The 23,707-nt window shown below is 65.0% G+C and carries 22 protein-coding genes; 11 read left to right on the top strand and 11 right to left on the bottom strand.

From position 1 onward, the window contains the following. Positions 1-21 precede the first annotated feature (21 nt). Complete coding sequence (pap, locus tag ACWKV7_RS14565) at positions 22-1,509, bottom strand: polyphosphate:AMP phosphotransferase (protein WP_483858402.1); 1,488 nt, start codon at positions 1,507-1,509, stop codon at positions 22-24. Between the two features lie 406 nt (positions 1,510-1,915). Here pap and ACWKV7_RS14560 point away from each other — a divergent pair, with 406 nt between their 5' ends. Beyond that, positions 1,916-2,761 (top strand): hypothetical protein, encoded by an 846-nt coding sequence (locus tag ACWKV7_RS14560; RefSeq protein WP_483858401.1) that lies wholly within the window; start codon positions 1,916-1,918, stop codon positions 2,759-2,761. Positions 2,762-2,867: 106 nt separating this feature from the next. Continuing rightward, positions 2,868-3,260 (top strand): ankyrin repeat domain-containing protein, encoded by a 393-nt coding sequence (locus ACWKV7_RS14555; RefSeq protein WP_483858400.1) that lies wholly within the window; start codon positions 2,868-2,870, stop codon positions 3,258-3,260. A gap of 237 nt (positions 3,261-3,497) precedes the next feature. Here ACWKV7_RS14555 and ACWKV7_RS14550 read toward each other — a convergent pair whose 3' ends face one another. Further along, positions 3,498-4,568 (bottom strand): zinc-binding metallopeptidase family protein, encoded by a 1,071-nt coding sequence (locus tag ACWKV7_RS14550; RefSeq protein ID WP_483858399.1) that lies wholly within the window; start codon positions 4,566-4,568, stop codon positions 3,498-3,500. Between the two features lie 248 nt (positions 4,569-4,816). Between ACWKV7_RS14550 and mnmC the strand changes: the two genes are divergently transcribed. Continuing rightward, on the top strand, positions 4,817-6,778 hold the full coding sequence (mnmC, locus tag ACWKV7_RS14545; RefSeq protein WP_483858398.1) for a bifunctional tRNA (5-methylaminomethyl-2-thiouridine)(34)-methyltransferase MnmC2/FAD-dependent 5-carboxymethylaminomethyl-2-thiouridine(34) oxidoreductase MnmC1: 1,962 nt from the start codon (positions 4,817-4,819) through the stop codon (positions 6,776-6,778). Between the two features lie 106 nt (positions 6,779-6,884). On the opposite strand, the gene ACWKV7_RS14540 is transcribed toward mnmC, so the two are convergent. Continuing rightward, positions 6,885-7,358 carry a MarR family winged helix-turn-helix transcriptional regulator gene (locus ACWKV7_RS14540; protein ID WP_483858397.1) on the bottom strand — a complete coding sequence of 158 codons (474 nt, stop codon included), beginning with the start codon at positions 7,356-7,358 and terminating at the stop codon, positions 6,885-6,887. Between the two features lie 152 nt (positions 7,359-7,510). Between ACWKV7_RS14540 and ACWKV7_RS14535 the strand changes: the two genes are divergently transcribed. The 5 genes from ACWKV7_RS14535 to ACWKV7_RS14515 all read left to right on the top strand — a co-directional run bounded on the left by ACWKV7_RS14535 (position 7,511) and on the right by ACWKV7_RS14515 (position 15,506). After that, positions 7,511-9,280 (top strand): N-acetylglutaminylglutamine amidotransferase, encoded by a 1,770-nt coding sequence (locus tag ACWKV7_RS14535; RefSeq protein WP_483858396.1) that lies wholly within the window; start codon positions 7,511-7,513, stop codon positions 9,278-9,280. A gap of 3 nt (positions 9,281-9,283) precedes the next feature. Further along, a complete protein-coding gene (gene ngg, locus ACWKV7_RS14530; protein ID WP_483858395.1) occupies positions 9,284-11,026 on the top strand; it encodes an N-acetylglutaminylglutamine synthetase in 1,743 nt (580 codons plus the stop codon). A gap of 163 nt (positions 11,027-11,189) precedes the next feature. Continuing rightward, positions 11,190-12,380 carry an osmoprotectant NAGGN system M42 family peptidase gene (locus ACWKV7_RS14525; protein WP_483858394.1) on the top strand — a complete coding sequence of 397 codons (1,191 nt, stop codon included), beginning with the start codon at positions 11,190-11,192 and terminating at the stop codon, positions 12,378-12,380. A 79-nt stretch (positions 12,381-12,459) separates the two neighbouring features. Further along, positions 12,460-15,213 (top strand): hybrid sensor histidine kinase/response regulator, encoded by a 2,754-nt coding sequence (locus ACWKV7_RS14520; protein ID WP_483858393.1) that lies wholly within the window; start codon positions 12,460-12,462, stop codon positions 15,211-15,213. 65 nt (positions 15,214-15,278) lie between these two features. Continuing rightward, on the top strand, positions 15,279-15,506 hold the full coding sequence (locus ACWKV7_RS14515) for a YheU family protein (protein ID WP_483858392.1): 228 nt from the start codon (positions 15,279-15,281) through the stop codon (positions 15,504-15,506). A gap of 11 nt (positions 15,507-15,517) precedes the next feature. Here the strand turns inward: ACWKV7_RS14515 and ACWKV7_RS14510 are convergent, their stop codons facing one another. From ACWKV7_RS14510 to ACWKV7_RS14480, 7 genes are all read right to left on the bottom strand, one after another. Next, positions 15,518-15,946: a hypothetical protein gene (locus ACWKV7_RS14510; protein ID WP_483858391.1), complete on the bottom strand. Its 429-nt coding sequence runs from the start codon at positions 15,944-15,946 to the stop codon at positions 15,518-15,520. Between the two features lie 93 nt (positions 15,947-16,039). Next, positions 16,040-17,188, bottom strand: a complete 1,149-nt coding sequence (locus tag ACWKV7_RS14505) for an MFS transporter (protein WP_483858390.1) — start codon at positions 17,186-17,188, stop codon at positions 16,040-16,042. Positions 17,189-17,349: 161 nt separating this feature from the next. Further along, entirely contained in the window at positions 17,350-18,162 is an 813-nt protein-coding gene (locus ACWKV7_RS14500; RefSeq protein WP_483858389.1) for an SDR family oxidoreductase, read from the bottom strand. Between the two features lie 108 nt (positions 18,163-18,270). Further along, positions 18,271-18,642 carry a DUF2784 domain-containing protein gene (locus ACWKV7_RS14495; protein WP_483858388.1) on the bottom strand — a complete coding sequence of 124 codons (372 nt, stop codon included), beginning with the start codon at positions 18,640-18,642 and terminating at the stop codon, positions 18,271-18,273. Between the two features lies 1 nt (position 18,643). Further along, complete coding sequence (locus ACWKV7_RS14490; protein ID WP_483858387.1) at positions 18,644-18,973, bottom strand: DHCW motif cupin fold protein; 330 nt, start codon at positions 18,971-18,973, stop codon at positions 18,644-18,646. A gap of 13 nt (positions 18,974-18,986) precedes the next feature. Beyond that, positions 18,987-19,442, bottom strand: a complete 456-nt coding sequence (locus tag ACWKV7_RS14485; RefSeq protein WP_483858386.1) for an SRPBCC family protein — start codon at positions 19,440-19,442, stop codon at positions 18,987-18,989. A 136-nt stretch (positions 19,443-19,578) separates the two neighbouring features. Then, on the bottom strand, positions 19,579-20,430 hold the full coding sequence (locus tag ACWKV7_RS14480) for a glycine betaine ABC transporter substrate-binding protein (RefSeq protein WP_483858385.1): 852 nt from the start codon (positions 20,428-20,430) through the stop codon (positions 19,579-19,581). 295 nt (positions 20,431-20,725) lie between these two features. Here ACWKV7_RS14480 and ACWKV7_RS14475 point away from each other — a divergent pair, with 295 nt between their 5' ends. Both ACWKV7_RS14475 and ACWKV7_RS14470 read left to right on the top strand, forming a co-directional pair. Beyond that, the gene (locus ACWKV7_RS14475) at positions 20,726-20,950 is read left to right on the top strand and encodes a DUF2061 domain-containing protein (protein WP_483858384.1); all 225 of its coding nucleotides are present in this window, start codon (positions 20,726-20,728) and stop codon (positions 20,948-20,950) included. Between the two features lie 73 nt (positions 20,951-21,023). After that, positions 21,024-22,625, top strand: coding sequence for a glycoside hydrolase family 17 protein (locus ACWKV7_RS14470; RefSeq protein WP_483858383.1), 1,602 nt, complete (start codon positions 21,024-21,026; stop codon positions 22,623-22,625). Here ACWKV7_RS14470 and ACWKV7_RS14465 read toward each other — a convergent pair. Continuing rightward, complete coding sequence (locus tag ACWKV7_RS14465) at positions 22,622-23,044, bottom strand: hypothetical protein (RefSeq protein ID WP_483858382.1); 423 nt, start codon at positions 23,042-23,044, stop codon at positions 22,622-22,624. The two genes, ACWKV7_RS14470 and ACWKV7_RS14465, sit on opposite strands and share 4 nt — an antisense overlap. A 114-nt stretch (positions 23,045-23,158) precedes the next feature. Between ACWKV7_RS14465 and ACWKV7_RS14460 the strand changes: the two genes are divergently transcribed. Further along, positions 23,159-23,650, top strand: a complete 492-nt coding sequence (locus tag ACWKV7_RS14460; RefSeq protein ID WP_483858381.1) for an N-acetyltransferase family protein — start codon at positions 23,159-23,161, stop codon at positions 23,648-23,650. Positions 23,651-23,707 lie beyond the last annotated feature (57 nt).

The raw sequence follows: 23,707 nt of genomic DNA, 5'->3' as shown, positions 1-23,707 counted from the left end.
ACAGACGAAGGTGCGCGGGACTCAGTCTCTGGCGAACGCGGCCTCCAGCGCCTCGTTGATCGTGCGCAGCACCTTCACCCGGGCAAAGCGCTTGTCGTTGGCCTCCACCAGTGTCCAGGGCGCGATCTCGGTGCTGGTGCGGTCGACCATATCGCCCACCGCATCGGCGTAGTCGTTCCACTTCTCGCGATTGCGCCAGTCCTCTTCGCTGATCTTGAAGCGCTTGAAGGGAATCTTCTCGCGCTCCTGGAAGCGCTCCAGCTGCGTCTGCTGGTCGATGGCCAGCCAGAACTTCACCAGCACCACGCCCGCGCGCGTCAGCTGCTCCTCGAAATCGTTGATCTCGCCATAGGCCCGCAGCCAGTCGGCCTGACTGCAAAAACCCTCGACCCGCTCCACCAGTACCCGCCCATACCAGGAGCGGTCGAACACGGTGAACTGCCCGCGCGCCGGAATGTGCCGCCAGAAGCGCCAGAGATAGGGCTGGGCACGCTCTTCCTCGGTGGGCGCGGCAATCGGCACGATGCGGTACTGACGCGGGTCCAGCGCCGCCGCCACCCGGCGAATGGCGCCGCCCTTGCCGGCCGCATCGTTGCCTTCGAACACCGCCACCAGCGCATGCCGGCGCATGCGCTTGTCGCGCAGCAGCGTGGCCAGGCGCGCCTGCTCGGCGGCCAGTTGCTCCTTGTAGGCATCCTTTTCCAGGCGCTGGCTCAAATCCAGGCTGCCGAGCAACCCGCGATGGTCCAGGCTCGCCACCAGCGGCGCGGCGTGGGCACTGCGCTGCTGGTGCTCGCCGCTGCGCAGCGCCTCCTGCATGCCCTCCAGCAGAATGCGGCCGACCGTCAGGCTGCGATAGTGCTCATCCACGCCCTCCACCACATACCAGGGCGCATAGTCGCGGCTGGTACGGCGCAGGATGCGCTCGCCGTGGCGCACGAACTTGTCGTAGGTCTTCGACTGCTGCCAGTCCAGCGGGCTGATGCGCCAGCTGTGCAGCGGGTCGTCCTGCAGGGTCTTCAGGCGCGCCTTCATATGCTGCTTGGAGAGGTGGAACCAGAACTTGAACAGCAACGCGCCCTCGTCGCAGAGCATGCGCTCCAACCGCTGCGCCTCGTCGATGGCCTGGTCCAGCACCGCATCCTTGATCCGCCCATGCACCCGCGCCTGCAGCATCTGGCTGTACCAGTTGCCGAAGAAAATGCCCATGCGCCCCTTCGGCGGCAACTGCCGCCAGTAGCGCCACGCCGGCGGATGGGCCAGCTCCTCGTCGGTCTGCCGGTCGAACGTGCTCACCTGGATCAACCGCGGGTCCATCCACTCGTTGAGCAGCTTGATCGTCTCCCCCTTGCCGGCGCCCTCCACCCCGTTGATCAACACGATCACCGGAAACCGCGCCTGCTGCTTCAACTCGTACTGCGCCTCCAGCAACGCCTCGCGCAGCGCCGGTATCTCGGCTTCGTAGGTGTCCTTGTCGATGGAATGACCGATTTCGGCGGATTCGAACATAAGCGGCTCCTGGGATTGATAGGTGCATCCTAGCGGAAGTGGCGTCACAGAAAGGCAAGAATGCCGTCGCAGGATGCGGTCGAGCACAGAGATACCCTTCGGTGGTTGCCCTACCTAGGCTTAAAGCGAGGGAGCGCTCCTTCCGCCCCCAAAGAACAGGCCGCCCCAACGGCACCGTACAGAGACAAATCGCTATTGCCCTGCTGACAAAGCACAGCGGGGCGGCTAGCTTTGGTTCGACTCAGAGGCAACTAATACCCTGCGCGGCCAAGCCCATAACACGATACTGTTATATTTTTCATGGGCTTAGGCTATAGCAATGGCAATTAGAGACCATCTTGGGGTAATCAATGCCCATTTAGTGGGCCTAATTATAACTAGACCCACTAAAGGGTATAAATAACAGATGCAAGAGATACTAAGCTTTTTCAATCAAGGATGGGTCGGCTCACTGATAGGTCTCATAGGCATCATATTAGGTGCCATAGGGATATTTTCCTACAGAATATCTAAAAGTATTGCAAGACCTGTTTATCAGAAATCTTCATTGCAACTAATCGGCCGAGAAGAAGACAATCTACCTGACGAGGTAGAGGTAACATATAAAGGTAAAAAAGTTGATCGACTCACCAAGACAAAATTAATCTTTTGGAATGACGGGACTGAAACACTTGATGGGGGTAGCGTAGTAAAGTCAGACCCTATAACCATTGCTTTCCCTGAAAACACAAATATTCTCAGCTACAAAATATTAAAGCGCACCAAGCCCGTGAATAACTTCAATGCTACAAAAGACGAAGAAAAGCAAAACCATCTGGCATTGCACTTCGATTATCTTGACCCAAAAGATGGCATCGTTCTAGAAATTCTGCACGACAGCGAAAAAAGATACCCAAGAATAACAGGATCAATAAAAGGATTAAAAAATTGCTTTTCGGATCTCGGCAGAGTTTATGAAGCAAAAAACTTCAAATCAAAAGGGCGCATCGGGAAAATACTTAACAACCATCGGTTTATTCTTTTACTAGCCATAGCCATAGGGCTTTCACTTGCTATATTTGGCTTATTGCCAGAAGAGGTTCGCAATTATATTCAGCGCTCCCTTTCTCTATCGCAAGGTGGTGATTCCATAAGCGACCATCCGGCTTTCTATGTGACACTTGGTCTGTTTTACGCAGCAATGCCAGCATTTGCTCTATGGTCTAGACGAAAGAAATACCCTAGGAGCCTTGAGTCTATCGAGGCCGAGTAGAAGCGCTATAGAGCACAGCCTAGCAACTGGCTCAAGTCGTTCGCTTCGCTCGCTGGGACAGGCTAAAGCCCGTTCCTTATCTTGATCTTAGAACCACGAGAGACTTATGCGCAGCCTTGAAGAAATACTCCGTGCAGTCGAATCAGTACCAGACTATTACTATCATAAAGCCACGTCGGTTAACTACAAAAACGGCTGGGGAGACACACCTCTTCACATCGTTAGCTGCTGGGGCGATTGCGCGGCTATAAAAATTCTCATCGAGGCTGGCGCAGATATAAATGCGCGAGGAGAAACTGGGTTTACTCCACTGCATTGTGCAACTGAGCAAAATCACACCGACGCAGTGGCATTGCTCGTATCGCTAGGCGCGGAAATCATGCAGGATTCAGACGGCCACACACCAACCGAGCTAGCCGATCTACTAGAGCATAAGGAGATAGTCAAAATCCTGAGGGCGGTATCTAACAAAGCACATACGCACTCTCCCGACAAGTAATTAGCAAGGCTCTCCATAACTGTCCTCCGCGCGATTGCGTATATCCTGTCTTTATCGGTTACTGCTTACTCTGTCTCTAGCAAAGAACTACCGGCTCTTGGTCACCTCGGCGAGCATCAATGAATGACTCCGCCCGCGCCGGCTAGAACACTTCCGCTACGCGAATGGCAGGACACTTCGCTTTCGCAGAAGGTATGGCTTCTTCAGTTTCGGTGAACGGTCTCTTGTAGGCAGCATTTAGTTGTCCCGCGAAACCAAATATTCCACCAGCGTCCTGGCACACGCCTCCATACCCTCTTGCATGATGACTTCATAGCCGTGCGTGTTCTCGGTCGGAATAGCCAGGCAGCCCGCGCGGGGCGATGATCCCGAGCCGAGCACCGCACTGGCGTCCGAGGCGAATCCGGGCATCAGTGCGGGTTGTGGGCAATAGCCGCAGCGCGCGGCCGCTTTGAGCAGGCCATCGGACACCTGCTTGGAGTAGTAGCCTTTCTCGTCACCGGTCAGCACGATGGGATCGAGCGCCAGGCGAATGTCGTACTCGGCGGCTATCGGGCCCACTTCAAGCGCGATGCACAGCGAGCCCGGCAGGGTCCGGGCTGCGTACTGCGCGCCGGAGTTGGTTTCCTCTTCGTTGGTGGTCAGTACGATCAGCACGTCGCCACGCAGTTCATCCCGCCGCTCGGCCAGGCGTTTGGCGGCCACGAGCGCGGCGACGACGGGCGCGCGATCGTCGAGGAAGTGACCTGCGATGCAGTCGCGTATCGGGAATGGCTTGCGCCAATGCCGGCTCAGCACCACCCGGGTGCCAGCGCGCACGCCCAGTTCGCCGAGTTCCGCCTTGCTGTAACGGGTGATGACGTGCACATCGTTCCATTGCACATCGCCCTTGAGTACGTGCATCGACTGGCTCGATTCGCTCGTGCCATGCATGGTGCCGAAGGACAACGCTCCGGCAACCGTTTGCGTTTCCCCAAGAACGTCTACCGGACACATGCCGAAATTGACCGGGAATGCCCCGCCCAGCACCACGACGCGCAAGCGACCGTCGGCGTCGATGCGCTTGACCACCATGGCGATCTCGTCCTGATGAGCCATGACGCGAGTGGATCGGCACTCCGCTTCGTCGCGGGGGACTCCAGTCGCCTCGATGCGACCGATGAGGTTAGCCGCAGGGTCCTGCCAGACGTGGTCGCAGCATTTTTCCAGTTGGCACCGGCAGATTGCCCTGACCTCTTCTTCCTGGCCAGCGGGGCCGCGGGCGAGCAAGAGTTCTTCAAGCAGCGCCAGTTGCTCCTGGTTCGTCATCCAACATCCTCCAGATCTGTTTTGCTCGTTTTCTATGACCGGGCTTGCAGCCAACCGTGCAACGAAACCCGCCAGACGCACCGGCATGAGTCAACAGATCCTCCATGCCAATGGCATCGACGATGCCCGGCAACCCGCATGCCTGCTGTATCTCGCCCCTCGATCCCATCGACAATTCGGCAGGCAGGTTCAGCGCACCACGCTACAATCGCCACCCCGCTCCACCCTGGTACCCTGGTATTCCTTCCATGACCGACTCCCCCCACGCCCAGCTCGACTGGGACGAGCAAGGCCAGCCGCTGTCGCGCAGCTTTGGCGATGTGTATTTCTCCCGAGCTTCGGGCATGGAGGAGACGCGCCATGTGTTCCTGGCGCAGAACGAGCTGGCGCGGCGCTTCGCCGAGTTGCCGGCGGAAGGACGATTGGTGATCGGCGAGACGGGGTTCGGCACGGGCCTGAATTTTCTCTGCGCCTGGCAGTTGTTCGAGCAGGTGGCGCCGGCGGGCGCGCGGCTGCATTTCGTCAGCGTGGAGAGGTTTCCGCTGACGCGCGCCGATATGGTCCGCGCGCTGGCGCTGTGGCCGGAGCTGGCACCGTTCGCCGAGCCGTTGCTGGCGCAGTACCACGCCATCCATCCAGGGTTTCAGCGGCTGCTGTTCGCCGGCGGGCGGGTGGTGCTGACGCTGCTGGTGGGGGATGTGCTGGAGTGCCTGCCGGAGCTGGATGCGCGCATCGACGCGTGGTTCCTCGATGGCTTCGCCCCGGCGAAGAACCCGGAGATGTGGACGCCCGCGCTGTTCAACCAAATGGCCCGGCTGTCCGCCCCTGGCGCCACCCTGGGTACCTTCACTTGCGCCGGTTTCGTGCGCCGGGGGTTGATCGAGGCCGGTTTTGCCATGCAGAAGGTGCCGGGCTTCGGCCACAAGCGCGAGATTCTGCGCGGTCGCTACGAGGGAGCGTCGTCCGAAGAGGCCAAGCCCTGGTTCGCCCGCCCCGCCTGGCGACCCGAGCGCCGCGAGGCGCTGGTGATCGGCGCCGGCCTTGCCGGTTGCGCCAGCGCCGCCAGCCTGGCGGCCCGTGGCTGGCGGGTGACACTGCTGGAGCGTCACGGGCAGGTGGCCGAGGAGGCATCCGGCAATCCGCAGGGCGTGCTCTATCTCAAGCTCTCGGCCCATGGCACGGCGTTGTCCCGGTTGATCGTCAGCGGCTTCGGCCATACCCGCCGGCTGCTGGAACACTTGCAGCAAGGCAGGGAATGGCAGGCGTGCGGCGTGCTGCAACTGGCCTTCGACGCCAAGGAGGCAGAGCGCCAGGCGAAGCTGGCCGAGGCGTTCCCTGACGACCTGCTGCAGCCGCTCGACCGCGAACAGGCCGAAGCCGCTGCCGGTGTCGGCCTGACGGCCGGCGGGCTGTTCTATCCGGAGGCCGGCTGGGTGCATCCGCCGGCACTGTGCCGGTGGCTGGCCAGCAATCCGAATATCCATCTGCTGGCCCATAGCGAGGCGCTGGAACTGCGCCGAGCCGAGGGTCTTTGGCAAGCCTGGGCCGGCGAAGCGCTGCTGGCCCAGGCACCGGTGGCGATATTGGCCGGGGCGGCCGAAATCAAGCGTTTCCCCCCCGCCGCCGAGCTGCCGCTCAAGCGCATCCGCGGGCAGATCAGCCGCCTGCCGGCCACCGTTGGCAGTGCCGAATTGCGCACCGTGGTCTGCGCCGAAGGCTACGTCGCCCCGCCACGCGACGGCGAACATACGCTGGGCGCCAGCTTCGACTTCGACAGCGATGACCTGACCCCGAGCGCCGCCGAGCATGCCGGCAACCTGGAGCTGCTACGGGAAATCTCCACCGATCTGGCCAAGCGCCTGCACGCTGACGACCTGGACCCCGCCACTCTGGAAGGCCGGGCCGCTTTTCGCTGTACCAGCCCGGATTACTTGCCCATCGTCGGGCCTTTGGCCGATGCGGATGCCTTCGCCGAGGCCTACGCAGTGCTCGGCAAGGACGCACGCCAGGTACCGGAGCAGCCCTGCCCCTGGCTCGACGGCCTCTATGTGAACAGCGGCCACGGCTCGCGCGGCCTGATCAGCGCGCCGTTGTCGGGCGAACTGCTGGCCGCCTGGCTGGACGACGAACCGCTGCCCCTGCCACGCACGGTCGCCGAGGCCTGCCACCCCAACCGCTTCATGCTGCGTAAGCTGATTCGCAACGGCTGAGGGGATAGGAAAATTCTTGTTGCGGATCAGGCGTAGGGCGGACGCACCCCGCCGCTCGGCGTGGCTGTGAATTGCGCGAATGGCCTATGCCGGTGCTCCCATGCCCCTACTCCGCCTCCCCGCACAGCTCAGCGGCACGTAGTAGCGCTGCGGTGAGGCCGTGGCGTTCCCAGTCGGGCAAGGCGGCGAAGCGCGCGCGGAACTCCGGCGGCAGCAACGGCGGTGCATCGTCCAGCAATGCGCGGCCGGCGTCACTGAGTAGCAGCCACTGACGGCGGCGGTCCTCATGGTCGCGCTGGCGCTGCAGCAGGCCGCGCTCCTCCAGGCGATCGAGCATTCCGGACAGGGTCGCCGCACTGAGGCTGACCCGCCCGCTCAGGGCGCTGGCGGTCAATCGTGATTCGCTGGCCAACACCCGGAGAATTAATAGCTGCATGGGTGTCAAACCTCCATAGCGGGCCAGGCGCTTGGCATTGACTTCCCCGGCCTGCTGCAATCGACGCAGGGCCTGGAACAATGGCATTTCGAAGCCATCCACGGACGGTTGATTAATTTCAGTAGAAAGTAATTTTTCTGACATTTATTGGGAACCGATTCATAGCAAAACTTTGACATCAAAGCATTTATTTGCTTTCTTTAAAAGCCGACTCGACATCCACTGGCCCTGTCTGAGCAGAGTACCGATGCCGATGTCGAGCGCGGATCCCCAACGGCAACACCGGTAAGGAATCTATGTGCGGCATAGCTGGAGAATTACGTTTCGATAAGCAACCGGCCAACCTGGCAGCGGTTGAACGCATCACCCATCACCTCGCCCCCCGCGGGCCGGACGCCCACGGCTTTCACAGCCAGGGCCCCATTGCCCTCGGCCACCGGCGGCTGAAGATCATGGATCTTTGCGAAGCCTCCGGCCAACCGATGATCGACAGCGATCTCGGTCTCTCCATGGTCTTCAACGGCGCCATCTACAACTATCCGGAACTGCGCGGCGAGCTGGAAGCGCTCGGCTACCGCTTCTTTTCCGGCGGCGACACCGAGGTGCTGCTCAAGGCCTATCACGCCTGGGGCGAGGCGATGCTGCCGAAGCTCAACGGCATGTTCGCCCTGGCCATCTGGGAGCGCGACACGCAGCGGCTGTTTCTCGCCCGCGACCGCCTGGGCATCAAGCCGTTGTACCTGTCGCGCACCGGGCAGCGCCTGCGCTTCGCCTCCAGCCTGCCGGCCTTGCTGCAGGGCGGCGAGATCGATACCACCCTCGACCCGGTGGCACTCAACCATTACCTGAACTTCCATGCGGTGGTGCCGGCGCCTCGCACCCTGCTGGCGGGCGTCGAGAAACTGCCGCCGGCCACCTGGCTGCGCCTGGACGCCGAGGGTCGCTGCGAACAGCACACCTGGTGGCAACTGGAATTCGGCCCCCGCCGCGATGAGGTGACCTTCGAGCTGACCGACTGGCGCGACCGCGTGCTCGACGGCATGCGCGAGGCGGTGTCGATACGCCAGCGCGCCGCCGTGGAAGTCGGCGTGCTGCTGTCCGGCGGGGTGGATTCGAGCCTGCTGGTCGGCCTGCTGCGGGAAGCCGGGGTGGAACAGCTGTCCACCTTCTCCATCGGCTTCCAGGACGCCGGCGGCGAGCGCGGCGACGAGTTCCAGTACTCCGACCTGGTCGCCCGGCGCTACAACACCCGCCACCATCAGTTGCGCATCGACGAGCGCGAGATCCTCGAGCAACTGCCGGCGGCCTTCCGCGCCATGAGCGAGCCGATGGTCAGCCACGACTGCATCGCCTTCTACCTGCTGTCGCGGGAAGTCGCCAAGCACTGCAAGGTGGTGCAGAGCGGCCAGGGCGCCGACGAGCTGTTCGCCGGCTACCACTGGTATCCGCTGGTGGATGGCGCGGCCGATCCCTATGCCGCCTATCGCGCCGCCTTCTTCGACCGCAGCCCCGAGGAATACGCCGCCACCGTGCAGCCGCAATGGCTCGGTGAGGACTACGCCGGCGAGTTCGTGCGCGAGCACTTCGACCGGCCCGGCGCGGTTGCCGCGGTGGACAAAGCCCTGCGCCTGGACAGCACGGTGATGCTGGTGGACGACCCGGTCAAGCGGGTGGACAACATGACCATGGCCTGGGGGCTGGAGGCGCGGGTGCCCTTCCTCGACCACCGCCTGGTGGAATTGTCGGCGCGCATTCCGGCGCGCTTCAAGCTGCCGGATGGCGGCAAGCAGGTGCTCAAGGAAGCGGCACGCCTGGTCATTCCCGCGGAAGTGATCGACCGGCCGAAAGGCTATTTCCCGGTCCCGGGCCTCAAGCATCTGCAAGGCGCCACGCTCGACTGGGTACGCGACCTGCTGCTGGACCCGAGCCAGGACCGCGGCCTGTTCAACCCGACCGAAGTGGACCGCCTGCTCAGCGATCCCGACGGTCAGCTCACGCCGCTGCGCGGTTCCAAACTGTGGCAACTGGCGGCACTCAACCTCTGGATGAGCGAACAGGGACTCTAAGTCATGCAGAAATCCCAAGCCTACGGCCAACGCCTGCTACGCGGGCAACCTCCCTCCTATCAACGCTTGCAGGCTCGCTTCGCCGAGGATGGACGCGAGGAGCAGCGAGCCCCGGTGGTGCTGCAGTGCGGTTGGGGGCGGCTGCTGATCGGCCACACCTACCCCGACCCGGCCGGCCTGGCCGCCGACCTTCTGGACGAGGCCCCCGGCGAGCGCGACATCGCGCTCTACGTGGCGGCGCCGCATCAGGTACTGGCCCAGGCCCCGCAACAGCTGTTCCTCGACCCGTCCGACACGATGCGCCTGTGGTTCAGCGACTATCGCCAGGCCCGGCGAACCTTTCGCGGCTTCGGGGTGCGCCGGGCCCAGAGCCCTGCCGACTGGGATGCCATCAATCGCCTCTACCAGACCCGCGGCATGCTGCCGGTCGATCCGGAACGCTGCACGCCGCACCACCTGGGCGGGCCGGTGTACTGGCTGGCCGAGGACGAGGAAAGTGGCCAGATCATCGGCAGCGTGATGGGCGTCAACCATCGCAAGGCCTACCAGGACCCGGAGAACGGCTCCAGCCTCTGGTGCCTGGCGGTCGACCCGCAATGCACGCGGCCCGGCGTCGGCGAAGCGCTGGTGCGGCACCTGATCGAGCACTACATGGGTCGCGGCCTGGCCTATCTCGACCTGTCGGTGCTGCACGACAACAAACAGGCCAAGCGGCTCTACGCCAAGCTCGGCTTTCGCGACCTGCAGACCTTCACCATCAAGCGCAAGAACGGCATCAACCAGCCGTTGTTCCTCGGCCCGGGGCCGGAGGCCGAGCTCAATCCCTATGCCCGCATCATCGTCGACGAAGCCAACCGGCGTGGCATCGAGGTGCAGGTGGACGACGCCAAGGCCGGACTGTTCACCCTGATCCAGGGTGGTCGGCGGGTGCGTTGCCGCGAATCGCTGTCGGACCTGACCAGCGCCGTGAGCATGACGCTCTGCCAGGACAAGCAGCTCACCCATCGTTGCCTGAGCCGCGCGGGCATCGCGCTGCCCGCCCAGCAACTGGCCGGCAGCGAGCAGGACAATGCCGAATTTCTCGCCAAGCATGGCCGCGTGGTGGTCAAGCCAGTGAACGGCGAGCAAGGCCAGGGCGTGGCGGTCGACCTGCGCGATGCCCAGCAGATGGAAGCCGCGGTGGAGCACGCCCGCCGTTTCGACAGCCGTGTGCTGCTGGAAAGCTTTCACGAGGGCCACGACCTGCGCATCCTGGTGATCGGCTACGAAGTGGTTGCCGCCGCCATTCGCCGCCCCGCCGAAGTGGTCGGCGACGGTCGGCATTGCATCGGCGCGCTGATCGAAGCCCAGAGCCGCCGCCGCCAGGCCGCCACCGGCGGCGAGAGCAAGATCCCGCTGGACGGCGAAACCCAGCGTACCCTGCGCGATGCCGGCTACGACTATGACAGCGTGCTACCGGCCGGCACCCGCCTGGCCGTGCGCCGCACCGCCAACCTGCACACCGGCGGCACCCTGGAAGACGTGACTGCCATCCTGCACCCGACCCTGGCGGATGCCGCCGTGCGCGCCGCCCGCGCCCTGGGCATTCCGGTGGTCGGCCTGGACCTGCTGGTGCCGTCCGCCGACCAGCCAGACTACGTGTTCATCGAGGCCAACGAGCGCGCCGGCCTGGCCAACCACGAGCCGCATCCGACCGCCGAGCGCTTCATCGATCTGCTGTTTCCGTTGAGTCATACGCCCAGTTGAGACAGGAGCGCGTCGCGCTCCCTCGCTGGGCTCGGAGCCTACCGACTGGGCCAGGCAGGGCCAGTCGGTAGGGTGGAGGAACGAAGCCCAACGAGCGGACCCACAGGCCGCCCCTTCCATTTGCTGCGCACCAGACTCGCCACTCGCTTTTTCCGGAGTTCCCATGGCCAGACTGCCCGATCCCGACTTCCACTACCTGCAACGCGTGCTGCTGGAGATGCTCGCCATTCCCAGCCCCACCGGCTTCACCGACACCATCGTGCGCTATGTCGCCGAGCGCCTGGAAGAACTGGGCATTCCCTTCGAACTGACCCGCCGCGGCACCATTCGCGCCGCCCTCAAGGGCCGGCGCAGCAGCCCCGACCGGGCGATTTCGGCGCACCTGGACACCATCGGCGCCATCGTCCGCGAGATCCACCCCAATGGGCGCCTCGCGCTGGCGCCGGTGGGCTGCTGGTCGAGCCGCTTCGCCGAGGGCAGCCGGGTCAGCGTGTTCACCGACACCGGCGTGCTGCGCGGCAGCGTGCTGCCGCTGATGGCCTCCGGGCATGCGTTCAACACCGAGGTGGACAAGCTGCCGATCAGCTGGGACCACGTCGAACTGCGCCTCGACGCGCTCACCGCCAGTCGCGCCGACAGCGAAGTACTGGGCGTGGCGGTGGGCGATTTCGTCGCCTTCGATCCGCTGCCGGAATTCACCGAGAGCGGCCATATCAGCGCTCGCCACCTGGACGACAAGGCCGGCGTCGCCGCCCTGCTCACCGCGCTCAAATCCGTGGTGGAAAGCGGCGAGGAGCTGCCGATCGACTGCCATCCGCTGTTCACCATCACCGAGGAGACCGGCTCCGGTGCGGCCGCCGCCCTGCATTGGGACGTCAGCGAGTTCGTCGGCATCGACATCGCCCCGGTAGCGCCCGGCCAGCAATCCAGCGAGCACGCCGTCAGCGTGGCCCTGCAGGATTCCGGTGGCCCCTACGACTACCACCTGTCGCGCCACCTGCTGCGCCTGGCCGGCGAACAGGACATCCCGGTGCGCCGCGACCTGTTTCGCTATTACCACAGCGACGCCCAGTCGGCGATCACCGCCGGCCACGACATCCGCACGGCGCTGCTGGCCTTCGGCTGCGACGCCACCCACGGCTACGAGCGTACCCACCTGGACAGCCTCGGCGCCCTGACCCGGCTGCTCGGCGCCTACCTGCTCAGCCCGCCGGTGTTCGCCAGCGATGCGCAATCCGACCAGACTTCCCTCGACCGCTTCAGCCACCAGCTGGAGCACGACGCCCAACTGGAAAGCGAGACCCGCGTGCCGACCGTGGACAGCCTGCTGGGACAACGGGAAAACGACGCTTGAAGGGCCGCGCGCATCCGGGCAAAGTGACCCAATAGCGAACCAGTGAGCGGCTGGCCGCAAACACCACCGAGACTGCCGGATGCTGCGCACTTGTCTGACGTTCCTGCTGTTCTGGCTGAGCGGATCGGCCTGGGCGCTGCCGTCCGCGACGCTGGACCAGGACAATCTGCGCCTGTCCCTCGGCAGCTACGTCGCATACCTCGAAGACGCCGACGGCAACCTCGGTTTCGACCAGGTCCAGGCGCGTCCGGACGACGCCTTCCAAGCCATCCACGGCGACCACATCAACCTCGGCAAGAACGACTCGGTCTGGTGGTTCAAGGTCCGCCTGAACAACACCCGCGACCATGAACTGGCCGGCTACCTGGAAGCCAACTACCCGCTGCTCGACCATGTACAGGTCCGCCTGATCGGCCCGGACGGCCAGGTGCAGCAACTGGAGAGCGGTGACAGCTTCGCCTTCTCCCAGCGCCCGGTGCAGGTGCGCAACTTCTGGTTCCCGTTGCGCCTGGCGCCCGGCGAGAACACCCTGCTGCTGCGGGTGGAAACCACCAGCACGGTGTTCATGCCGCTGTTCTTCAGCACCTACGATGCCAGCGCGGCGGCCCAGGAAAACCTGATGGGCATCCAGGGCGCGTTCTATGGCGTGCTGTTCGCCATGTTCTGCTACAACCTGTTCCTGTTCATTTCGCTACGCGAAGCCGCCTACTTCTGGTACCTGAACTACACGCTGAACATCGGTCTGTTCGCCGCCTGCTTCGACGGCCTGCTGTTCAAGCTGCTGCCCGAACACGTGGCCTTCCAGTCGGTCAGCATCTACATCCTGATGTACCTGCACTGCCTCAGCGCCACCCAGTTCAGCCGCCACTTCCTGCACACCCGCCAACACTTCCCCCGCCTGGACATGGGACTGCGCCTGATGATGCTGGCGGCGCTCGGCTGCCTGGTATCGGTGCCGCTGATCGGCCTGCAGGCGTGGAACATGCTGGCCAGCCTGACGGTGCTGGCGGTGTCCCTGACCCTGCTGGTCTGCGGCGTCTACATCTGGCGCAAGGGCCTGCGCTACGGCTCCTACTACATCTTCGCCTGGGGCGTGCTGCTGGTTTCCTTCATCATCGCCACCTCCGGTTCGCTGGGCATCGACTTCCTCGGCATCTACGGCGCGACGGTGATCAAGGTCGGCGTCACCTTCGAGCTGATCACCCTGGCCATGGGCCTGGCCAACCGCATCAACCAGCTCAAGGAAGAAGGCTACCGCTCGCGCCAGGCGGCCGAGCAGGCGCACATCGAGAACAAGGCCAAGGGCCGCTTCCTGGCCAAGATGAGCCACGAGATCCGCACCCCGCTGAACGGCGTGCTGGGCATGCTGCAACTGCTTCGGGAAACCCCGCTCGACCGCAGCCAGCGCTTCTACGTCGACACCATTTCCAGCTCCGGCGGCGCGCTGATGGCGGTAATCAACGACATCCTCGACTACGCGCGCATCGAGTCCGGCAAGCTCAGCCTGGAACACATCGAGTTCGATCTGGAGGAACTGGTCTCCGACACCCTCACCCTGTTCACCGCCCAGGCCCTGGCCAAGCGGCTGCGCCTGCATATCAGCCTGGAGGGCGGTGTGCCCCGGCGCATTCAGGGCGACCCGACACGGCTCAAGCAGGTATTGATGAACCTGCTCAGCAACGCGCTGAAATTCACCGCCGAGGGCTACGTATCGCTCAACGTGTGCCGGCGCAACAACTCGCTCGGCGAACCTCATCTGGTCTTTGCGGTCAGTGACAGCGGCATCGGCATTCGCGACGAAGCGCTGGCGCAACTGTTCGAATCTTTCGCCCAGGGCGATTCCAGCACCACCCGCCGCTACGGCGGCAGTGGCCTGGGCCTGGCGATCAGCAAGGAGTTGGTGGAAATGATGGGAGGTCGCATCGAAGTACAGAGCACGCCAGGGCAAGGCACCCGCTTCGCCTTCGACATATCCCTGCAGACCGCCGGCGACCAGCCGGACGAACTGCTGCAACTGCTTTCTGGCCGCAGTGCCCTGCTCTGCTCGCTCGACGGCCTCGGCCTGGACGCTCTCAGCCACATGCTTGCCCGCTGGGGCATGCGCACCGAGCGCTGCCAGAACCCCGAACGGTTGCTCGACGTGCTCGACGAGTTCACCTCGCCGCCGCTGCTGGTGCTGATGTCGCCCTGGCCGGGCAGCGCCGAACACTGGCTGGACAGCCTGCGCCCGCGCCTGCAGCCACGCCAGCGGGTGCTGCTGCTGTGCCCGCCGGAACAGTGCCAGCAACTGACCGGCACCGAGGACCTGCGCCTGCACAGTCTGGCCCAGCCGCTGGCGGTCACGCCGCTACGGCAGGCCCTGCTGACGCTCTACGCGGAGGCACCGCGCACCGCGCCGACACCCGCCGGCGACATGCGCAGCGACGGCGGTGCCAGCCCCTGCATCCTGGTCGCCGAAGACAATCAGGTGAACCAGTTGGTGGTACAGGGCTTTCTCAAGAAGCGCGGCTACACCGTGCGCCTGGTGGCCGATGGCAAGGCCGCGGTGGCCGAGTACGAGCGTGCCCCGGCGGCCGTGCAACTGATCCTGATGGATTGCGAAATGCCGGAAATGGACGGCTTCGAGGCGACCAGGCAGATCCGCCGCCTGGAACAGAGGCACAACCTGACGCCGGTGCCGATCATCGCGCTGACCGCGCACATCCTCGACGAACACCGCCAGGGCGGCATCGACGCCGGCATGGACGACTTCCTCGGCAAGCCGCTCGATTGCAAGCTGCTCTACCAGACGCTCGACCGCTACCTGCTCAGCCAGGCCGCCGAACAGGAATAACCGGCGGCGATGGCCAGAACCCTGCCAGCACGCTAGCATCGCCCGCCGTTTCGCAGAGACTACCCATGCTGATTCCGCCCGAGATGCTCGAAGCCGACACCCTGACCCGCCTGCTGGAAGACTTCGTCACCCGCGAAGGCACCGACAATGGCGACGACACCCCACTGGAAACCCGGATCGCCCAGGCCCGCAGGGCGTTGGGGAAAGGCGAGGCGATGATCGTCTTCGATCCAGACAGCCAGCAATGCCAGTTGCTGGCCAGGCATGACGTGCCGAAGGAGTGGCTGGAGTAGCGGCACGCTGGCTAAACGTGCAGCCCACCCTCGCGTTCCCAGGCGCAGCGCACCCGCAGATCGTGCTCGGCGGGGCTGTGGAAGCCGCTCTCCGACTCCCAGCGAAAGGTATGAGTGCCGTTCAGTTCGGTTTCCAGGTGCACCACCGCGCTGGCCCAGTACAACCGCTTGAGCAGGGTCTCGAACTCCTTGACCCACAGCGCCCACTCGTATTCCACCACGCGATAGCTGGCACCGAAGTGGATCACCTGGGTGCGATACAGGCCGCCGCTGCTCTGCTCGCAGAAGGAAAACATCTCGCGGCCAAGAAAGGGCCAGGCGTCGCCTGCGGGCAACGCAGCCAGCACCTGGCGGTTGGTGCCCCGCCGCAACCGGCGCTCTGCCGGATCGCCGGAGGGCCAATCGCGGATACAGCCATAAACGATGGATTCGGACTCCACGCGGGCACTCCATAAAACTCAGGCTGCCTTCTAACACAGGGGCACCGTCGGGGAAACCTCTACGACCGGCGGGGGTGATCCGCCGCACAACGTTCAGTGCGAACGCAAACGCCAGGCCAGGGCACACATCACCAGCGCCAGGCCGGTGAGCACCATGAACGGCACCTGGTAGCTGCCCGCCAGATCGCGCCCGAGGCCGGTCAGGATCGGCGTCAGGCACGCCATGCTGTAGCCGGCGCAGAGCATCATCGCGGTCCAGCGGCTCACCGCCAGCGGCGTCTTCGCCTCGTACAGCGGCAGCACCAGCGACAGCGCGAACGAGCCGCCCAGGCCGACGCCGACCAGCACCGCCCACAGCTCCGGCAGCACCCTCGGCGCGAAGGTGATCATGCCCAGGCACAGGGCTGCGCAGAGCCCGCAGAACAGCAGCAGACCGTAGCGATTATGGAAGCGCTGCGCCAACCAGGGCAGCAGGAACGAACTCGGCAGGCCCACCAGCATCGAGGTGCTGAACAGCGCATTGCTGTGCAGCAGACTCAAGCCCGCCTCGTGGTAACGCGCCACCACCCAGGTGGCCAGGGCATAGAACAGCCCGGCCTGGATGGCGAAGAAAAAGCTGATCAGCCAGGCCCGCGGCTCGCGCCAGGGCAAGGCGCCAGCGGTCGCGTCCTCGGCGCTTTCGCGCCGGTTCGGCAACCGCAGCCAGAGCGGCAGCGCCAGTAGCGCCGGTAGCGCCCAGATGGCCAGCCCTGCGGTCCAATGCCCACCCAGCAGACGGCTGGCGGGCAGCGTCAGTACCGCACCGCCGGCACCGCCCATGGCCATGCTAAAGGAGTACCAGCCGACCACGCTGCCCATGCGTTCGACAAAATGCCGCTTGATGAACCCTGACAACAGCGGGCCGGCCACCGCGATCCCCGCACCGAGCAGCACCGCGCTGCCGATCAGCACCACGCTGTGCTGGCCTGCCAGGCGCGCCAGCAGCGCCGCGCCGATCAACGCCAGGCACAGCGCGACGGTGCGCTCCAGGCCGAAGCGCAGCGCCAGCCGCGGCGCCAACGGCGCCAGCAGGCCCATGCACAGCACCGGCAGGGCGGTATTCAGGGCAATCAGGCCACGGCCCAGGCCCAGCTCGCTGGCGATGCGTTCGATCAACGGTGCCAGGGAGGTGATGCCGGGGCGCAGATTGATCGCCGCCAACACCAGGGCCAGCATGGCCAACGGCCGGGATACGGCTTTCACAGACATATTCCAGAGGGACGGCGGCGGCAGGCCGGGCGGACCACCCTAACCGCTGGCAGGCAGGCGGGCAAGCCACGTGGAGCCGGCGGGTCATGCCGTCGGCCACTGCGCTCCGGGCCCGCCCGCTCCGTTGGCACGACAGACGCGTGCCGCGTCAGGCATCAGCCCTGCTTGGCCGCCTTGGCGCGCATGCGCTCGGCCATGGCGGCCATCTCGTCGTAGAGCGCCTGCGGGTTCTGCTGCTTGAGCGCCCAGGCGGCACGACCTTGCTCATGGGGCAGGATCATGAACTCGCCTTCGGCGATGCGCTGGTACATGTAGTCGGCGATATCCGTGGCGCTGATCGGCGAGCCCTCCAGCAGCTTGCCGACGTGGGCCTTCATCGCCGGGGTCGGTCCGCGGAAGGAATCCAGCAGGTTGGTCTGGAAGAACGACGGACAGACCACGTGCACGCTCACTTCGAGCTGCTTGAGTTCGGCCAGCAGGCTTTCCGACAGAGCCACCACGCCGGCCTTGGCGACGTTGTAGTTGCTCATCGCCGGACCCTGCATCAGTGCGGCCATGGAGGCGATGTTGACGATCTTGCCCTTGCTGCGCTCGAGCAACGGCAGGAAGGCCTTGCAGCCCTTGACCACGCCCATCAGGTTGATCGCGATCTGCCAATCCCAGTCTTCCAGGGACAACTCGGAGAAGAAGCCACCTGCGGCCACCCCGGCGTTGTTGACGATCACGTCGATGCCGCCGAACTTCTCTTCGCAGGCCTGGGCCAGCGCGGTGAGCTGGCTGTAGTCGCGTACGTCGCAGCGCAGGGTGAAGCCATCGCCACCGGCCTCGCGCACCAGCTTCAGGGTTTCCGCCAGGCCCGGCTCGTTGACGTCCGACAGCGCCAGGCGCCAGCCTTCGCGCGCCCAGCGCAGGGCGATCTCGCGACCCAGACCGGAACCGGCGCCGGTAATCATCATGCGGTTTTGCATCGTGCTGTGCCTTCTAATGCGGTGAGGTTGCGAGAAGTGTAGCGAAGGAACAGCGCGCCCCGAGGCTCCATCAGGCCGCTGAATGATCGGGGCAAACCGGGCTCGGGCTCAGCCCCGGGAGCGACGCCAGAGGATCGCCAGCATGAGATAGGCAAGCCCGTTGATCGCAATTACCACTGCCCCCAGCCACAGCTGCAGCTGTGGGGTCAGCCCGCTCGGGTAGATCAGCGGGATCAGGTAGTGCTCGATGAAACCGCCCTCGTAGCCGGCCTGCCCGGCGGCCTGGCGCAGGCTGACTTCCCACGGCGTCAGCGGGCAGTAGAGATGGAACAGCTCCACCGCCGCGCCCCAGGCAACCGCCGGCAGGTGCAACCAGGCCAGGCGCGGCCACTTCAGCACCAGCAGGCCGCCGAGCAGGACAAACAGGATGAACAGCAGATGAAGCACCACCACGCTATCGGCGGCCAGGCGATAGAGCATGTCAGTCCACCACGAACAGCCGGGCGCCCACTTCGGTGAAGGAGCGATGGGGTTCGGCATTGTCCGCCACCTGGTAGCTCATGCCCGGCGTGAGCACGAAGCGACGGCCATCCGCCAGTTCGGTATGCAGCTCGCCTTCCAGGCACAGCAGGATATGGCCCTTGACGCACCAGTGATCGGCCAGGTAACCCGGCGAATAGTCCACCATGCGCACCCGCAGCGCACCGAACTGGCAGGTGCGCCACAGCGCCACGCCGCGCTCGCCGCGATGCTCGCTGGGCTCGAGGGCCGACCAGTCGGTGGTGCCGAAGGGAATGTCATTGAGTTGCATCGCGTTTCCTTTGTCAGGGCTGGGTTTCGAGCTGGATCTTCACGCGTCGGGCAGCGACCTCGGCTCGCCTCGCCAGCACTCGTCGTGCCAGGGGCAGCACGGTGAGGCGCGCCAGTGGGCTGCGGTTGCGGCTGAACATGCGCCAGACCACGCGGCAGGCACCGGCACCGCGCTCGCTGAAGTCCATTTCCATCCGCGGCAGCAACGGCGCGAAGCGACCCTCGCTAGCGAAGCGCCGATTGGCCAGGACCTCGCACACGCTGATCGGTATCTGGCGCTGGCCGCGCAGGGGCACGGCAACGGTTTCCAGGTACTGCTTGCCGACCTGGCCATGGGGCAGGTCGTCGCCGGACTGCATGGCGATCACCTGGGGAAACCATTCGCCAAATCGCTCCAGGTTGGTCATGTACTGGAAGGCGACCGCGACCGGTCGTTCGATGTCGATGTGTTGCTCGGCAAGCAGATACATGGATTGCTCCCTGGATACGGACCGAGCCAGGGAGCATAGCCTGCTGTTCGATGGAAGGAACAGCCGGAATTCGAGCAGCACCTCCGCTCGGCCGCCCGACATTGCATCGGGCGGCGTCGTCAGCCTCGGAAGCGGGTCATTGCAACCATTGCTGCACGCGCTCGGGGTTGGCCTGCACCCACTTCTGCGCCGCTTCGGCGGGCTTGGCGCCCTCCTCGATGGCCAGCATCACCTCGCCGATCTCACTCGGCTGCCAGGAGAACTTGCGCAGGAAGGCCACCACCGGTGGCGCCTTGGCTTCCAGGCCGGGGTTGGCAATGCTGTCGACATGTTCGGCATCGCCGTAGACGCCCTTCGGATCTTCGAGGAAGCGCAGCTTCCACTTGGCGAACATCCAGTGCGGAATCCAGCCGGTCACCGCCACCGGTTTGTTGGCGTTGATCGAACGCGCCAGTTCGGCGGTCATGGCGCTGCCGGAGCTGGCTTGCAGCTTGTAGTCCAGGCCGTAGTCCTTGATCGCCTGGTCGGTCTTGAGCATCACCCCTGAGCCGGCGTCGATACCGACGATGCGCCCGCGGAAGGCATCCTTCTGCCCTTGCAGGTCGGCGATGCTCTTGGCCGTGACATATTCCGGAACGATCAGGCCGATCTTGGCGTCGTTGAAATTGGCGCCGAGGTCGACCACTTCGTCCTTGAGCTTTTCATAGTAGGAACCGTGGGTGACCGGCAGCCAGGCGGAAAGCATGGCGTCCAGCTGGCCCTTGGCCACACCCTGCCACATGATGCCGGTCGCCACCGGCAGCAGCTCGACGTCGTAGCCGAGTTTCTGCCGGATCACCTCGGCGGCCACATGGGTGGTGGCCACGCTGTCCGACCAGCCATCCACATAGCCGATCTTCAGCGCCGGTTTGTCCGCCGCACCGGCGATCGCTGATCCCAGCGCCAACACCAGCCCCGCACCGATTCCCCACAAGCGTCGCATTTTCATTGCTGCTCTCCCCCGAAGTTGGCGCGCCTTGGCACGCGAAAGCTCTCTGTGTGAGTTGTTCGCTCGGAGGCGCCCCCGTCACGCCCCGCTATAACTTGGGCCTGCATCAGTGGAGTACTGACCGGTCGATAATCGACCGCGAACGGAGCGGCGAATGCTCTGTCTGCGACACCCAGCTAGCGCAGAACGACAGATTGGCAAAGGCTATCGGCTTCATCGGCAAGCCCGATTTCCACCGCGCTGGCTGGTTGCCTACGCTAAACAAAACAGCGAATCATTCTCATCGGAGCCCGCCATGCTCAAGACCATCACCTTCACCGTCATGCACTTCTGCATCGCTTTCTCGGTCGCCTATGCGCTCACCGGGAGCATGACCGTCGGCGGTCTGGTGGCCGCCGTCGAACCGCTGTGCAATTCGGTGGGTTTCTATTTCCACGAACGCCTCTGGAAACGGCTGGAAAGGAACGGCGCCACGGGCGAACAACGCCCGGCCCATGCCTGGTTGCACCACCACGCGTGACACGGCTCACGGAGAAACCATTCGCCAGCGCGGCGAGTCATAATAGGCCGATCACCACTCTTATCGGCCCGTCATGAGCGCACGCGTTCGCAACTTCCTGCTGCCCTACCTGCTCGTCACCCTTCTTGCCCTGCTGAGCCTGACCGGTTTCTGGTACATCCTCGGACGTGCGCAGACGCTGGACACCGCGCCGCTGCCGGCAACACTGCAATGCGTCTCCTACAGCCCCTTCGACAAGGACCAGTCGCCGCTGGAACCCGGCTTCGTGTTGCGTCCGGAACGCATGGATGCCGACCTCGCCTTGCTCGCGGGCCGCTTCGACTGCCTGCGCACCTATTCAATGCTCGGCATGCAGGACCTGCCCGTCCTGGCCCGTAAGCACGGACTGAAGCTCATGCTCGGTGCCTGGGTCGACCGTGATCCGCTGGCCACCGACCTGGAGATCAAGGCACTGATCCGGGCCGCCAATGCCTATCCAGATGTGGTAACCGCGGTGATCGTCGGCAACGAGACCCTGCTGCGCAGGGAAGTCACCAGCGCGCGCCTGGTGGAGCTGATCGACCGGGTCAAACGCCAGGTCGCCCAGCCGGTGACCTATGCCGATGTCTGGGAGTTCTGGCTCAAGCACGAGGACGTCGCGCCGGCGGTGGATTTCCTCACCATTCACCTGCTGCCCTACTGGGAAGACGAGCCGGCCGGCATCGATCGTGCCCTGGCTCAGGTGGAACGGGTGCGCGGACTGTTCGGCGAACGCTTCGCGCCCAAGGACATCCTGATCGGCGAAACCGGCTGGCCGAGCGCCGGACGGCAGCGGCAGACCGCCGTGCCCGGGCGCAGCAATCAGGCCCGGTTCATGCGCGAGTTCGTCGCCCTGGCCGAGAGACAGGGCTGGCGCTACAACCTGATCGAAGCGTTCGACCAGCCGTGGAAGCGCAACAACGAAGGCGCCGCGGGTGGCTACTGGGGGCTGTTCGATGCCGACCGGCAGGACAAGAACATCCTCGCCGGGGCAGTGTCCGACCTGCCGCGCTGGCGCCTCTGGCTGGGCGCTGGCGTGCTGCTGATGGCCGCCACACTGCTGCTCGCCGGGCGCCCGGCCGATCGCCGCGCCGCCTGGCTGCTGCCGCCGCTCACGGCGGTGGCGGCCGCCTGTCTCGGGTTGTGGGGAGAGATGGTCCTGGTGTCGAGCCGCAACGTCATCGAGTGGCTGTGGGCGCTCCTGCTGACCGGGTTGAACCTGGTGGTGCTGGTCCATGCGGCATTGGCCCTGGGTGCCGGCGATGGATGGCGCCTGCGCCTGTTCGCCTGGCTGGAGCGCCGAGCCGGCACATGGCTGGCCGGTGCCGGTTTCGTTGCCGCGGTCAGCATGCTGGCGCTGGTCTTCGACGCCCGCTATCGCGGCTTCCCCAGCGCCGCCCTGTTGTTGCCGGCCCTGGTTTACCTGTGCCGACCGGTGCCCGGACCGCGCCGCGAGCTGGCGTTGCTCGCCTGCCTGATCGGCGCCGGCGTGTTGCCGCAGCTGTACCTCGAAGGCCTGGACAACCGGCAGGCGCTGGGCTGGGCGCTGGTCAGCCTGCTGCTGGTCGCGGCGCTCTGGCGCAGCTTGCGGCTCGCCGCCCTGCCCGGCCGCACACCGGCGAAAGTCGCCATGGCACGCCTCGACCCGGCCGGTTAACGCCGAGCCTGGGAGGCCGCCTGATGCAGGCCTCCGGCCGATGCAAACGGACGAGCCTGGTCCGCCTGCCGCACCAGCCTCAGCGCCGCCACCACCAGGGCAAACGCGCCGAGCCCGGCGCCATACAGCGCCAGCGCCGGCAACGCGAGGAACAGCGCCAGCAACGCCAACCACCATCCGGACCGACCGGGTAGCAGGAAGGCCACGCTGGCCAAGCCCAGGGCCGGTCCGGCGATCAGCTTGAAATGCACCAGCAGCCCGAGCCCGGCGCGTAGCTGGCAGGCCCACGGCTGCCGCGACCCGACGCACAGCTCGACCCACTGCGGCGCTTCCATCAGGGCGAACCGCAGCCCGAAGGCAGCCGCCAGCCAGAGCGCCGCCGCCAGCAACAGCAGCATAAGGGGAAAGAAACGTGACATGACCGACTCCACGACGATTACCCAGTTCGACCCAGGGCGGCGGCATGGCTGCCGCCGGTTGCCCAGCGCAGCCGCCCGCGGCATGCTGCCCGTTTGATCATGAAAGGAAGCCCCATGTCCGCCCTCAGATTGCGTCCCGCCGGCCGTGAAGATGTGCCGCTGATCCTCACCTTTATCCGCGAGTTGGCCGACTACGAAAAACTCAGCGACCAGATGGTAGCGGACGAAGCCGTCTTCGCCGAGCACCTGTTCGGCCCGCGCCCCTACGCCGAGGTGCTGATCGGCGAAGCCCACGGCGAGCCGGCCGGCTTCGCCCTGTTCTTCCACAATTTCTCCACCTTCCTCGGCAAGCCCGGCCTCTATCTGGAGGACCTCTACGTGCGCCCCAGCGCCCGCGGCCTGGGCCTGGGCAAGGCGTTCCTGGTAGAGCTGGCACGCCTCGCCGTCAGCCGCGGCTGCGGACGTCTGGAGTGGTCGGTGCTGGACTGGAACGAGCCGGCCATCGGCTTCTACCAAAGCCTAGGCGCGGCGCCGCTGGACGACTGGACAGTCTACCGCCTGACCGGCAGCGAGCTCACCGCACTGGCCGAGCAACCCTCCGCCTGACCGGCGCAGCGTGATGGCACTCGTTGCGCTTGCGGCGGTCCTACCCTGAGGCCCGCC

This window comes from Zestomonas ipomoeae (assembly GCF_057128665.1).
This window is presented reverse-complemented; position numbering and strand designations above follow the sequence as displayed.

Coding starts and splice junctions, on each gene's coding strand:
- pap (WP_483858402.1), bottom strand. CDS start 1,509: ATGTTCGAATCCGCCGAAATCGGTCATTCCATCGACAAGGACACCTAC.
- ACWKV7_RS14560 (WP_483858401.1), top strand. CDS start 1,916: ATGCAAGAGATACTAAGCTTTTTCAATCAAGGATGGGTCGGCTCACTG.
- ACWKV7_RS14555 (WP_483858400.1), top strand. CDS start 2,868: ATGCGCAGCCTTGAAGAAATACTCCGTGCAGTCGAATCAGTACCAGAC.
- ACWKV7_RS14550 (WP_483858399.1), bottom strand. CDS start 4,568: ATGACGAACCAGGAGCAACTGGCGCTGCTTGAAGAACTCTTGCTCGCC.
- mnmC (WP_483858398.1), top strand. CDS start 4,817: ATGACCGACTCCCCCCACGCCCAGCTCGACTGGGACGAGCAAGGCCAG.
- ACWKV7_RS14540 (WP_483858397.1), bottom strand. CDS start 7,358: ATGTCAGAAAAATTACTTTCTACTGAAATTAATCAACCGTCCGTGGAT.
- ACWKV7_RS14535 (WP_483858396.1), top strand. CDS start 7,511: ATGTGCGGCATAGCTGGAGAATTACGTTTCGATAAGCAACCGGCCAAC.
- ngg (WP_483858395.1), top strand. CDS start 9,284: ATGCAGAAATCCCAAGCCTACGGCCAACGCCTGCTACGCGGGCAACCT.
- ACWKV7_RS14525 (WP_483858394.1), top strand. CDS start 11,190: ATGGCCAGACTGCCCGATCCCGACTTCCACTACCTGCAACGCGTGCTG.
- ACWKV7_RS14520 (WP_483858393.1), top strand. CDS start 12,460: ATGCTGCGCACTTGTCTGACGTTCCTGCTGTTCTGGCTGAGCGGATCG.
- ACWKV7_RS14515 (WP_483858392.1), top strand. CDS start 15,279: ATGCTGATTCCGCCCGAGATGCTCGAAGCCGACACCCTGACCCGCCTG.
- ACWKV7_RS14500 (WP_483858389.1), bottom strand. CDS start 18,162: ATGCAAAACCGCATGATGATTACCGGCGCCGGTTCCGGTCTGGGTCGC.
- ACWKV7_RS14495 (WP_483858388.1), bottom strand. CDS start 18,642: ATGCTCTATCGCCTGGCCGCCGATAGCGTGGTGGTGCTTCATCTGCTG.
- ACWKV7_RS14490 (WP_483858387.1), bottom strand. CDS start 18,973: ATGCAACTCAATGACATTCCCTTCGGCACCACCGACTGGTCGGCCCTC.
- ACWKV7_RS14485 (WP_483858386.1), bottom strand. CDS start 19,442: ATGTATCTGCTTGCCGAGCAACACATCGACATCGAACGACCGGTCGCG.
- ACWKV7_RS14480 (WP_483858385.1), bottom strand. CDS start 20,430: ATGAAAATGCGACGCTTGTGGGGAATCGGTGCGGGGCTGGTGTTGGCG.
- ACWKV7_RS14475 (WP_483858384.1), top strand. CDS start 20,726: ATGCTCAAGACCATCACCTTCACCGTCATGCACTTCTGCATCGCTTTC.
- ACWKV7_RS14470 (WP_483858383.1), top strand. CDS start 21,024: ATGAGCGCACGCGTTCGCAACTTCCTGCTGCCCTACCTGCTCGTCACC.
- ACWKV7_RS14465 (WP_483858382.1), bottom strand. CDS start 23,044: ATGTCACGTTTCTTTCCCCTTATGCTGCTGTTGCTGGCGGCGGCGCTC.
- ACWKV7_RS14460 (WP_483858381.1), top strand. CDS start 23,159: ATGTCCGCCCTCAGATTGCGTCCCGCCGGCCGTGAAGATGTGCCGCTG.